We start from the raw sequence: 12,870 nt of genomic DNA on the forward strand, positions 1-12,870 counted from the left end.
AACGGGAACAAAATGAAATACATCTATATTAAAATAGTATTGTGCGCGATAATCGCTTTTACTCCGGTGATACTGAGAGCGCAGAGTACTAACAAGGTTGATATCACGGCTGTTGTTCGTGGGGCTGAGGGAAAGCTTCTTCAAGGTGCTGTAGTGAATAGCCAAGAGGAGGCTACCAGTACAGTGACAGACTCTTTAGGCGCTTTCTCTCTTCAAGTCACCCCTAACTCTGTTTTGTTGGTTAGTGCTTCGGGCTACGAAACAATGCTTGTAGAAGCGACACCTGGTTTAAAGGAAATCACCCTGCTGCCCGGCACAGCTGTTCAGCCAGTACAGGTAGCGTTCCGGCAAGTAGACAAAAATGATCTGCTGGCCGGGGTCTCGGCTGTTAGCGTTCCTGCAGTCCTGGAAAAAAACTATACCACCTACACCTTGGAGGATATGGAAGCCTACATCGGGGGCTTTAACGGCAACAGTATCTGGGGAATGGACAGTTATCTGGTACTGGTGGATGGGATCCCCCGGGATGCCGGAAGTGTGGTGCCTACGGAAATTGAACAGGTGACTTTTCTGAAAGGTGTGTCGGCCGTGGCGCTTTACGGAAGCCGTGCTGCCAAAGGAGTTATTTATATTTCTACCAAAAGGGGAAAGGCACAGGAGCAGCAAATCAACGTACGGGTAAATGCGGGCGTGTTTGTTCCTAAAAGTTATCCTAAATACCTGGGCTCCGCTGAGTACATGACCCTGTACAATGAGGCGCGTCGAAATGACGGGTTGGATGAACTGTATTCAGATGCTGTTATCTACAGCCATGCCTCCGGGGCAAATCCTTACCGCTATCCGAATGTCGATTACTATTCCTCAGACTACCTGAAAGAGACCTACAACCGGTACGACGGTACGGTCGAGATTTCCGGGGGGAACGAGCAGGCCCGCTACTACACCAATCTCGGCTTCAACACTACAGGTTCTCTCCTGAACTTCGGGGAGGCAAAGGACAACAGCAACGAGCGCTTCAACATCCGCGGAAACGTGGACATAGACCTGAATGAGTTCATCTATGCGAAGGTAGACGCTGCCGCCATCTACAACAGTGGGCGGGGTGTAAACGCAAATTACTGGAGCGGCGTTGCCTCACTCCGTCCGCACCGGTTCTCCCCGCTTATCCCGATCAGCATGCTTGAGGAAAGCGATGAGGCTTCCTGGCAACTGGTGAACAACAGCAACAACCTGATAGACGGGAAGTATCTTTTAGGAGGTACGCAACTAGATCAATCAAACCCCTTTGCCAGTATTTACGCCGGCGGGAGCAACAAGTACACCAGCCGCCAATTTCTCTTTAACACAGGAGTGGGGGCAGACTTACGGAATGTGCTGAAAGGGCTGTCCTTCCAGTCCACCTTCGGGGTAGACTACTCCACGTCCTATAGCCAGTCTTTCAACAACAACTACGCCGTGTACGAGGCGGCTTGGAACAATTACGCCGGGTACGATCAGATCAGCAGCCTGACAAAATACGGGGAGGACTCTAAAACAGGGGTGCAGAATATCAGCAACAGCTGGTACCGTCAAACAATTGCGTTTTCAGGGCAATTCAATTACCTGACCTCAGTAAACGAGAAGCACCATTTTTCATCCATGCTGATCGCGAACGGCTATCAGCAGGCTGAGTCGGCAGTTTACCATAAAACAAGCAACGCGAACCTGGGGCTCCATATGGGCTATGATTACAAGGATAAGTATTATGTTGACCTGAATGGTGCTCTTGTGCACTCAGCCCGTTTGCCGGAAGGGAACCGACAGGCTTTTTCGCCTACCCTCTCGCTGGGCTGGCGGATGAGCGAAGAAGGCTTTATGCAGGATGTGCCAGCGGTAGATGACCTCAAGTTGTCGTTAACAGCAGGCATATTGCACACAGACCTGAATATTCCCGGCTACTATCTGTACCAAAGCATCTATTCGCAGACAGACGGAGCATGGTACAGCTGGAGGGATGGCGCCCTGAACCGGACCACAGACGCAAGGCGCGGGGAAAACCCTGACCTTACATTCTCCAGGCGAGAAGAAGTAAGCCTTGGGATAGAAGGGGCTGCCTTTAACAGGCTGCTGACGTTTGGAGGTTCCCTTTTTGCGAACAGGATCAAGGGGAGTGTGGTACAGGCTTCTGTGCTGTACCCAAGTTACTTCTCTACAGGCTGGCCAAACTCTTCCTTCATTCCCTATGTCAACTACAACGACGACCAGCGCCTGGGCTTTGACTTCAATGTGCATCTGAACAAACGCATCGGGGCGGTTGACTGGACGGTAGGAGTGGCAGGAACTTACTATAAGACAGAAGCCACAAAGCGGGCGGAAATGTACGAGGATGAGTATCAGAACAGACAGGGCAGGCCGCTGGATGCGATCTGGGGATTGCAAAGCGATGGGTTCTTCAGGAACCAGGGGGACATTGACAACTCGCCTGCACAAGCGTTTGGCCAGGTAAAACCGGGAGATATCAAGTACATCGACCAGAACGGGGACGGCGTTATTGACACGCAGGACGAGGTGTACCTCGGGAAAGGCGGCTGGTACGGATCCCCGCTCGCACTGGGTGTTAACCTGACTGCCAAGTGGCGGAACCTGACTTTCTTTGCCCTGGGCGTTGGCCGCTTCGGGGCCCATGCCCTGAAGAACAACTCTTACTTCTGGGTAGACGGGGAAGATAAGTATTCGGAGGTGGTGCGTGAGCGCTGGACGGAAGAAACCCAAAGCACGGCAACCTATCCACGCCTGACGACATTGAGCAGCGATAACAACTTCCGCGCTTCCGACTTCTGGCTTTACAGCACTGACCGGTTCGACTTGGCCAAAGTCCAGGTGTCCTATGACCTTCCTCAAAGCATCCTGCAGCGCACCTTTATCCGGGATTGGGGAGTCTACCTCAGCGGTGCTAACCTGCTCACTGTCTCTCCGGAACGCGACGTGCTGGAGCTGAATGTCGGAAGCTCTCCGCAGACCCGGTTCTACAATTTCGGGCTGAAAGCATCATTCTAATAGGTATTTGAATATTCTGGAAATATGAAAAAGAGATTACTTTTATTTATAGCGGTCGCCATGATGGCGAGCAGTTGCGAGGACCTGTTTGAACCCAGCATCGAAAACCTGCGGGGTCTGGACGATATGTATGAGGAGGCGGAATATGCCCAAGGCTTCCTGCTGAACGGCTATGCGCGCATCCCCACCAACTCCTGGTCCTTCAATGATATGGCAACGGATGATGCGGTGAGCAACAACAGAAGCAACAACTACCTGAAAGTGGCCACAGGCCAGTGGACAGCTAACAACAACCCGCTGGACCAATGGAGGAACTCCAAGGCAGCCATCCAGTATCTGAACATACTGCTGCAAGAGGGGGATAAAGTTAAGTGGGCCAAAGACGAGAATGTCAGTCAAATGTTTAAAGACCGCATGAAGGGGGAAGCGTACGGGTTGCGGGCACTTTTTATGTTTCATCTGTTGCAGAACCATGCCGGGTGGAGTGAAAGCGGTGAGTTGCTGGGGGTGCCCATCGTGCTGGAACCGGAGCAGACAAATTCCGACTTCAACAAGCCACGGGCGACGTTTGAGGAGTGCATGCAACAGATTTACAGTGACGTGCAGAAAGCACAGGAGCTTCTTCCGCTTGATTTTGAGGGAGCTTCAGACAACTCCGGGCTGCCTGCCGATTACAAGGGTAGTCTAGACGATTACAACCGTGTGTTCGGCCAATTTGCCCGCCAGCGCATGACCGCTCGTATCGCCATGGCCGTAAGAGCGCAGGCTGCGCTACTGGCCGCAAGCCCTGCCTATAACACAGGTAACAGTACTACCTGGGCAGACGCTGCCAACTACGCCGGGCAGGTGCTGGAGCTTAACGGGGGGCTTATGGGGCTGGACCCCAATGGCCTGACCTGGTACGCAAACGCTACGGAAATAGGAGGGCTGGCAGCGGGGGCTAATCCCCGGGAGATCCTGTGGCGCAGTGATGTGTCAGAAAGCAACGATCTGGAGCGCCAGCATTTCCCGCCTACCCTTTACGGTAACGGGTTGTTGAATCCTTCGCAGAACCTGGTTGATGCATTTCCGATGGCCAACGGGTATCCTATCACGGAGGCTTCCGCCGGCTATGATCCCTCGGCACCCTACAGCAACCGCGACCCGCGTTTAAAGCATTACATCCTGGTGAACGGCGGTACGGCCGGGCCGGGCAACGCTACCATCATCACGGCAGCGGACGGTACTACGAATGACGCACTGAACAAAGTAGGAACCTCCACACGAACAGGGTACTACATGCGCAAGCTGCTCCGGCAGGATGTCAACCTTAACCCGACAACAACCAACAGACAAAAGCACTACAAGCCCCGCATTCGTTACACGGAGCTGTACCTGATCTATGCCGAGGCTGCCAACGAAGCCTGGGGCCCCACGGGAGCCGGTGCTTTTGGGTTCTCTGCCTACGATGTGATTGCCGCTATCCGGAACCGTGCGGGCATTGCCCAGCCTGATGCTTACCTGGAGTCTATCAAATCAAACAAGGAGGCCATGCGTGCCCTCATCAGAAATGAGCGAAGGTTGGAGTTGTGCTTTGAAGGCTTCCGCTTCTGGGACTTGCGGCGATGGAATGAAGACCTTACAGAAACCGCCACAGGGGTGAGGATCGAAAACGGGAATCACGAGATAATACCAGTTGAGGCCAGGGTGTATGGAAGCTACATGCAGTATGGGCCAATCCCATACAGTGAAACGTTGAAATACGACGCCTTATCGCAAAACGTGGGATGGTAAGAGACATTGAAATGCATTCCATTTACCTGCTAAACCAGAATTAAACATTAGGAAAGATGAAAAAGATATGCTTTAAGTTTTTGCTCTTACTTGCCACCCTGACTTCCTGTGAGAACAAGGAATGGGTGTTCCCGAATTACGAATACCAGTCCACATACTTCGCTTATCAGTATCCTGTGCGCACCATTGTTTTAGGTGAAGACATCTTTGATACCTCACTTGATAATGAGCACAAGTTCAGAGTTATGGCGACCACAGGAGGTGTTTATGACAATAGCCAGGATGTTATCATTGACGTGGCGGTGGATAACACGCTAACCGAAGGAGTGCTGTTTTCGCAGGGCGGGGATGAAGTGAGGCCCTTACCGGGCAGCTACTACAAATTAGCGTCAGACAAAATTGTCATTCCAAAGGGTGAGTTGATAGGTGGCGTGGAGGTGCAGCTCACGGATGCATTCTTTGCCGACCCGCTGGCGCTAAAGAACACCTATGTCCTGCCGCTGTACATGACCAATGTGGTGAATGCGGACTCCATTTTGTCCGGAGTGCCTTTGGTGGAGAACCCTAACAGGGTTGTTGCAGAGCACTGGAGTGTCGCCCCCAAAGACTATGTCTTGTATGCTGTAAAATATGTCAACCCGTGGCATGGACTCTACCTTCGCAGGGGGAAAGACGTCATAGAAGGGAAGAATGGCAACACCGGGTTAAACCAAACGATTGTCAGGCATAAGCAATACGTGGAGCAAGACGAAGTCATCAAATTAACGACCCAGTCGTTGGGTGAGGTAGCTCTGCCGCTGGTATTCAAGAACGGTGAAGGGGTAAACGCTGAGGCAACGCTACTGCTCCGTTTTGATGAGCAAGGTAACGTAACGGTTCGGGCCGGGGCTGAAGGGTACACTGCCACCGGTAGCGGCAAGTTCGTGAAAAAAGGGGAAAAGAACAGCTGGGGCAGTAAGGACCGCGATGTCCTCTATCTAGACTACGAGGTTGATTTAGAGGACATGCACGTTGCCTCCACCGATACCTTGGTCTTGCGGGACCGCGGGGTTGCCATGGAAACGTTTTCTCCGGTACTCAAATAATCTTTTTCATCACATCAGAACAGTATGAAACATTTATATAAAGTATTGCTTTGCGTTTCAAGTTTAGTAGTGGCAAGCTCTTGTGACGATGACCCATTAGAATTTGAGGTCAAGAAACCGGCAAGTTTTGCGCAGCAGGAAGAGATCAACGCCTACGGGGACCTGAAAACCTATGTTGACCGGGACGCGAACCCTGCCTTTCAGTTAGGCGCAGGGGTTTCCCTGACCGGCTATACACAGAAAGGTGTCTTGTACAGGCTTATAAACAGTAACTTCGATGAAATCACGCCTGCCCAAGGGATGAGCCATGGCGCCGTCGTTCAGCCAGACGGCAGCCTGAACCTGGGTAGTGTAAAGAGTTTACTGTCTACAGCTGAAAAGGCCGGAACCACAATATTTGGGAGCGCACTTGCCTGGCATCGTAACCAGAATGCGACTTACCTGAATGGCCTGCTTTCTCCCTTGGTTGTCGAGTCGCCCCCCTTTGCCAATGCACTGGATGTTTCCAGCCTTACAGCCGGAACCTTGGAGGGATGGACTTATTCCGGTGGGGGAGCAAGTGTATCGGTTGTGGAGAACGAAGGCATGGGCGGCGGCGTGAAAGCGGTAAAGCTCACCGCAAGTGCCCAGGCAGCAGCACCGGAGGACTTACAGCTGGTAAGCCCGGAAATCCCGGTTGTGCCAGGGCATGCGTATGAGGTGGTTTTTTACATTAAGTCAGACCTGCCGGGAGAAGGACGCGTCGCTTTTGAAGGATTAGGAAACAATACCCCTGAAATAGACTGGACAAATTCCGGGGAGGCAACAGAAACCTTTACCACCAATCTTGGCTGGAAGGAAGTCAGGTTCAGGATCAGCGATTTTGAGGGTGATGCTATCAAACTCCACTTCGATCTGGGCTATGCTCCCGGTGTCACTTATCACCTGGATATCAACAATCTCTACGTGTATGACACCCAGGGGGAGCCTATCAAAAACAACCTGATCGCAAACGGCGACTTTGAGTCAGGCACCGGCTGGGGAGGCTGGGGCAATGGCTCCACGCGAGGAGTGACCGAGGACGGCAAGGGTGCCGGAAACAAAGGGCGGGCCTTCTACGTCACGAACCCTTCTACAACGAGTGGCTATTGGGGTGTACAAACCTCCTATGAACTGGCCGAGCCTTTGAAGAATGGGGAAACCTATAACCTCAGCTTCTGGGTAAAAGGTGACGCTGAAGGCGTGATCAGGCCTGAACTACAGAGCCCGAGCTACGCTTCCAATGGTTTTGGGATGGTGAACGTGACCAGGGAATGGAAACTCGTGAACATTTCCACGACCGTGACGGCAGCCGACAGGAGCCGCTTTATCATCAGCTACGGTGAGTTTGCCGGAACGGTGTATCTGGACAACGTTAGCCTGAGCAGTGCTTCTTTATCCGGAGGCACAACCACAGTGGTGCAGAGGACCCCGGAAGAGAAAACAGATATCATTGCCGGGCAGTTGGAGCACTGGATTTCAGGAGTTGTCACCAGCAGTGCCCCCTACATAAAAGCATGGGACGTGGTGAATGAGCCGATGGATGACATACGGCCGAACGAGCTGAAGACAGGCACAGGGAAAACAGGGCTGGCGACAGACGAGTTTTACTGGCAGGACTACCTTGGGAAGGACTATGGTGTGAAAGCCTTCCAACTGGCCAGGAAATACGGAAACGAAGGTGACCTGCTGTTTATAAATGACAACAACCTAGAGTCTAATTTGGATAAAACCAGGGGACTCATCCAATATGTAAGCTACCTGGAAAGCAAAGGGGCAAAAGTGGATGGCATAGGAACCCAGATGCACATTAGCACAAGTTCAAGCAAAGAAAGCATCGCTGAAATGTTTACCTTACTTGCGGCTACAGGAAAACTTATCAGAGTATCGGAGCTGAATGTCTCGGTAGGGGTGACGACAGACGTCGCCTCGGAAGAGGATTACAAGGCGCAGGAAGAAATGTACCGCTATGTGGTAGAAAAATACATGGAGCTCATTCCTGCCGGTCAGCGCTATGGCATCACCGTCTGGAGCCCGCTTGATAGCCCTAAAACTGCCTCCTGGCGGGCCAATGAGCCAATCGGCCTTTGGACAGAAGGCTTTGTCCGTAAGCCGGCCTATCCAGGCGTTGCGAACGGTTTAGGAGGGCAGAAATAGAAACTGCTGTTGTAAAGGCTACGGTGGTTACTCAAAAATATGTCAAAAAAACACTTAATTTTCTATATTTTTGAGTAGGCCACACCGGAGTAAGGTGTTGAGGAACACATTGCCAAGGGAAGGGGGGCTGGCGCATGGCAGCAGATGAGGTCATAGCGAATCTGCCAAAGAGGTCTTGCCAAGTAAAGGGGGAGTATGCATTTTCCTGGCAGCCTTTCCGGGGCGGAGTGCCCGAAATGCCTGGTATAGTTACTGATTACGATTTACAATTGAAATGATGAAACATGTATTTGCTGTTCTCGCCTGCTTGCTGCTTTCCCCGCTCTGTTGGGCACAGCCTCATGAGACTATAGCCCCAACGGGTTTCGACGTCATACAGCCTGGTATTGCCCATGGTAACATAGATACTGTTACCTATTACTCCAAAACCGTAGGCACCCGCCGGAAAGCACTGGTTTATACGCCGCCCGGCTTTTCGAAAAAAGAGAAGTACCCGGTTTTGTACCTGTTGCACGGGATTGGCGGTGACGAGTATGAGTGGCTGCAGAACGGTAAGCCCCAGGTTATTCTGGACAACCTGTATGCAAAAGGCAAACTGGAGCCTATGGTGGTGGTGCTGCCTAACGGCCGGGCCATGAAAGACGACCGGGCTGTCGGGAATGTTTTCGATAGCGTCAAGGTACAGGCGTTTGCTACCTTTGAACGGGACCTTCTGAAAGACCTTATCCCTTTTATTCAAAAGCGATACCCCGTTTACAAAGACCGGGAACACCGGGCAATAGCGGGGCTGTCCATGGGAGGGGGGCAGGCCCTGAATTTTGGTTTGGGCAATCTGGATAAGTTTGCCTGGGTCGGCGGGTTCTCGTCGGCACCGAACACAAAAGCACCGGAAAAGTTAGTGCCTGATCAGAAGAAGGCAAAAGAGAAGCTAAAGCTGCTCTGGATCTCCTGCGGCGATGAGGACAACCTGATGAGCTTCAGTAAGCGCACCCACGATTACCTGGACAAGCACCAGGTGCCCCATGTTTTTTATGTAGAACCAGGCGGGCATGACTTCGAAGTCTGGAAAAACGACCTGTATATGCTTTCTCAGCTGTTGTTCAAGAAAGGGAATGTGTACAGAACTTTCTAAATCAGCAGCATGGCGCAAAGGCTAAGCTTTCACGCAGCCTATGCGTTACCTGACCAACAGGCAGCCAATGATAAAGCGATGCAAGTTTGCCTTCGTAAAATTGCGTTTTAAGGTTGAAACCTGCCTAGTACTGCTTGTTCTGCCTGTGCCAACCCATCGTCTTGTTATAGTAGACAGCAACTATTGCTGTTGCTGTAAGAGTGTACCCTCCAGCTCAACTTTCTAAGCTGAAAAAGCCTATTCCAGGTTACATATGGCTAAAATGTTACATGAGCGAAAATGTTTGTAACACTCAGTTCTGGTAATGTAACATGGTGTAAAAGGCCTGCACCACATACTGGGATACTTTCTTCTACTGATTAGATATATTTGTTTATGTGTTTTCAAACTAATGTTTGTATAGGTTTGGGTGTCCCCAGGTGAGTTAGACGCAGTGGTTATACATACCGGAATGGCATAAAACCAGATAGTGTAGCTATGTTTCTGCACACTCCGAGGGGCCGAAAATCTTTAAGAATGATGAAAAAAGGAATATTAATTAAATCAATAGTAGCTATTCTTGGAGTTGTGCTTCTCTGTGGCGGCTGTAAGGTCGCTAACACAGGTGCTGCTGAAACCAATGCCGCCGAACTAACGCTCAAGGACGCCTACAAAAACAAGTTTTACATTGGTACAGCGCTCAACACCCAGCAGATTACAGGCCAGGACACGGCAGCCATCAAGGTGGTGAAGCAGCATTTCAATGCGATTGTTGCCGAGAACATCATGAAGAGCGGGTTGATCCAACCAAGAGAGGGTGAATTCCGATTTAACCTGGCTGACCAGTTTGTGGCGTTCGGTGAGCAGCACAACATGTACATCAACGGACATACACTCATCTGGCACTCGCAGCCGCCACGTTGGTTCTTCACCGACAGCCTTGGCAATGATGTATCGCGTGAAGTGCTGATCCAGCGCATGAAAGACCACATCTACACTGTTGTCGGCCGTTACAAAGGGCGGGTGAACACCTGGGATGTGGTGAATGAGGCTATCATGGACGACGGCTCTTGGAGGAAAACTAAGTTCTATGAAATCATCGGTGAAGACTTTGTAAAGCTGGCCTTCCAGTTTGCCCATGAGGCCGACCCTGATGCAAAGTTGATGTACAACGACTACTCCATGGCCCTGCCTGGCAGAAGAAACGGTGTGGTGGCCATGGTAAAGGATCTGCAGCAGCAGGGTGTGCGGATAGATGGGATCGGCATGCAGGGCCATATAGGCTTAGACCATCCTTCCCTCGAGGAGTTTGAAAAGAGTCTTCTTGCCTTTTCTGACCTGGGGCTGGAAGTCTCCATTACCGAGCTGGACCTTTCTGCGCTTCCTTCTCCAAGACGGAATGTAGGGGCCGATGTGGCTACCAGTTTTGAATACCAGCAAAGCTTGAACCCCTATACCGAAGGGCTTCCTGATTCCGTGACGGAGGCATTCAACGCACGTTATGTGGATTTCTTTAAGCTCTTTTTAAAGCACCAAGATAAAATTTCCAGGGTGACACTGTGGGGTGTACACGATGGGCAATCCTGGAAAAACAACTTTCCTGTCAGAGGCAGAACAGACTATCCCCTGCTTTTCGACAGAGAAAATCAACCGAAGTCTGTGGTGAAGGCGCTGATTCACGTTGCTCAATAAAAAGATTATCATGAATTTAAAAGAAGCAAAAAGATCATTAAAGCTTTTAGTTTTATTATTTACCCTAATCCCATGCCTGGCACAGGCACAAAACGGCACAGTCAAAAGTCCTGACGGTAAGCTCCAGGTAGAGGTGTTGCTGCAGGGCGGTCAGCCTTATTACCGGGTAATGTACGGGGGGGATGCGGTGCTGGAGGATTCACCTTTGGGCTTAGTTACCAACCTCGTTGATTACTCCAGAGAATTGACTTGGGGTGGCACTGAGCAGGAAAGGATTGAGAAAACGTACCGGCAGGATAAAATAAAGCAATCAGAAATTTTTTACCAGGCCAACAAACTGGTTTGCTCTTTTAAAAACAAAGACGGCAAACCGCTAAAGGTTGAGTTTAGGGTCAGCAATAATGACATCGCCTTTCGATACGATATTCCGGAATCCGGCGACCTGGGAGCGCTTGTAGTCGAAAGAGAGGCTACGGGCTTTAATTTCCCTCAACAGGCTAAAGGGTTTTTAACCCCGCAGTCCAAATCAATGGTAGGTTTTGCCAGAACCAAGCCTAGTTATGAAGAAGGGTATAAAGTGGAGCAGGACATTTCCGCTAAGTCAGCCAATGGGCTTGGCTACACATTTCCCAGCCTTTTCAAAGTAGGAGAAAAATGGGCACTAGTTTCCGAAACAGGTGTTAGGGGACTTTACTGCGGGTCTCATTTAAGCGATCCTACTCCTGATGGAACTTACACCATCGCTTTTCCTGACGAGACAGAGAACAACGGATTCGGAAGCACAGGCGCAGCCATAGGCTTGCCGGCCACTACTCCCTGGCGCACCATTACGGTTGGCAAGGGTTTAGAGCCCATTGTAGAAACAACCATTCCTTACGATGTAGTGGAGCCACTCTATGAGCCCTCTCAGGAGTACAAGTACGGCAAAGGCACGTGGAGCTGGATTATGTGGCAGGACCAAAGCATGAACTATGAGGATCAGGTAAAGTACATAGATCTGGCCGAGCAACTGAACTACGAATACGTTTTGATTGATGCTTGGTGGGACCAGCGCATCGGTTACAAGCGAATGGAGGAACTGATCGAATATGCACGGTCCAAAGATGTTGGGGTTTTCCTCTGGTACAACTCTAACGGTGCAGTTAATGATGCTCCCCAAACTCCCATCAATAAAATGAATACAGCCATCGCTCGGAAAAAGGAAATGCAGTGGATGAAGGAAAATGGTGTGAAGGGGATCAAAGTGGATTTCTTCGGAGGCGACAAGCAGGAGACCATGCGTTTGTATGAGGATATCTTATCGGATGCCAATGATTACGGCTTGATGGTAGTTTTTCATGGGACGACGCTGCCGCGCGGATGGGAGAGGATGTTCCCGAATTATGTGGGAAGTGAAGCTGTTCTGGCATCAGAAAACCTGATGTTCAGCCAACACGCCAATGATATGGAAGCGTTTCATGCCACCCTGCATCCCTTTATCAGAAATGCGGTGGGCAGCATGGAGTTTGGCGGTGTGGTATTAAACAAGCGCTACAACCGGACCAATGACGGAGGAAATTACAGGAAAACAACCGACGTGTTTCAGTTGGCGACTGCAGTCCTATTTCAGAACCCGGTACAGTTTTTTGCCCTGACACCCAATAACCTGAACGATGCACCGGATTTCGCAATTGATTTTATGAAGCAGGTACCTACTACATGGGAGGAAACCATGTTCATCGATGGGTACCCTGGTAAGTCTTGTGTCCTGGCCCGGCAGCACGGAGATAAGTGGTATGTAGCAGGGGTTAACGCCCTTTCGGAACCTGTAAAGTTGAAGTTAAGTGTGCCGATGCTTTCCGGGAAAGAGGTGAAGTTCTATGGAGACAAAAAAGACGGAACCAGCTATATGAAACGGGTGAAGGTGAATAAGAAAGGTGAGCTTGATATTACTATTCAGCCGCGGGGTGGAGTGGTTTTAGAACAGTAGCTATTCCTGGAGAGGTAAACTACTTGAAA

6 protein-coding genes and 1 pseudogene are annotated in these 12,870 nt (G+C 50.7%); all 7 read left to right on the forward strand.

What is annotated here, in order from left to right:
* Window positions 1–12: 12 nt before the first annotated feature.
* The gene (locus CHB92_RS20730; RefSeq protein ID WP_089321180.1) at window positions 13–3,036 is read left to right on the forward strand and encodes a SusC/RagA family TonB-linked outer membrane protein; all 3,024 of its coding nucleotides are present in this window, start codon (window positions 13–15) and stop codon (window positions 3,034–3,036) included.
* A gap of 24 nt (window positions 3,037–3,060) precedes the next feature.
* On the forward strand, window positions 3,061–4,809 hold the full coding sequence (locus CHB92_RS20735) for a RagB/SusD family nutrient uptake outer membrane protein (protein ID WP_089321155.1): 1,749 nt from the start codon (window positions 3,061–3,063) through the stop codon (window positions 4,807–4,809).
* Between the two features lie 56 nt (window positions 4,810–4,865).
* Entirely contained in the window at window positions 4,866–5,894 is a 1,029-nt protein-coding gene (locus tag CHB92_RS20740) for a DUF5627 domain-containing protein (protein WP_089321156.1), read from the forward strand.
* A 24-nt stretch (window positions 5,895–5,918) separates the two neighbouring features.
* Window positions 5,919–8,069 (forward strand): endo-1,4-beta-xylanase, encoded by a 2,151-nt coding sequence (locus CHB92_RS20745; RefSeq protein WP_089321157.1) that lies wholly within the window; start codon window positions 5,919–5,921, stop codon window positions 8,067–8,069.
* A 274-nt stretch (window positions 8,070–8,343) separates the two neighbouring features.
* A pseudogene (locus tag CHB92_RS20750) lies at window positions 8,344–9,174 on the forward strand (alpha/beta hydrolase); the annotation flags it as partial.
* 543 nt (window positions 9,175–9,717) lie between these two features.
* Complete coding sequence (locus CHB92_RS20755) at window positions 9,718–10,872, forward strand: endo-1,4-beta-xylanase (protein ID WP_179223121.1); 1,155 nt, start codon at window positions 9,718–9,720, stop codon at window positions 10,870–10,872.
* 10 nt (window positions 10,873–10,882) lie between these two features.
* Complete coding sequence (locus CHB92_RS20760) at window positions 10,883–12,841, forward strand: glycoside hydrolase family 97 protein (protein ID WP_089321159.1); 1,959 nt, start codon at window positions 10,883–10,885, stop codon at window positions 12,839–12,841.
* Window positions 12,842–12,870: the final 29 nt, after the last annotated feature.

The sequence above is a fragment of the Pontibacter ummariensis genome, assembly GCF_900188175.1.
Taxonomy (GTDB): domain Bacteria; phylum Bacteroidota; class Bacteroidia; order Cytophagales; family Hymenobacteraceae; genus Pontibacter; species Pontibacter ummariensis.

Coding starts and splice junctions, on each gene's coding strand:
- CHB92_RS20735 (WP_089321155.1), top strand. CDS start 3,061: ATGAAAAAGAGATTACTTTTATTTATAGCGGTCGCCATGATGGCGAGC.
- CHB92_RS20730 (WP_089321180.1), top strand. CDS start 13: ATGAAATACATCTATATTAAAATAGTATTGTGCGCGATAATCGCTTTT.
- CHB92_RS20760 (WP_089321159.1), top strand. CDS start 10,883: ATGAATTTAAAAGAAGCAAAAAGATCATTAAAGCTTTTAGTTTTATTA.
- CHB92_RS20745 (WP_089321157.1), top strand. CDS start 5,919: ATGAAACATTTATATAAAGTATTGCTTTGCGTTTCAAGTTTAGTAGTG.
- CHB92_RS20740 (WP_089321156.1), top strand. CDS start 4,866: ATGAAAAAGATATGCTTTAAGTTTTTGCTCTTACTTGCCACCCTGACT.
- CHB92_RS20755 (WP_179223121.1), top strand. CDS start 9,718: ATGATGAAAAAAGGAATATTAATTAAATCAATAGTAGCTATTCTTGGA.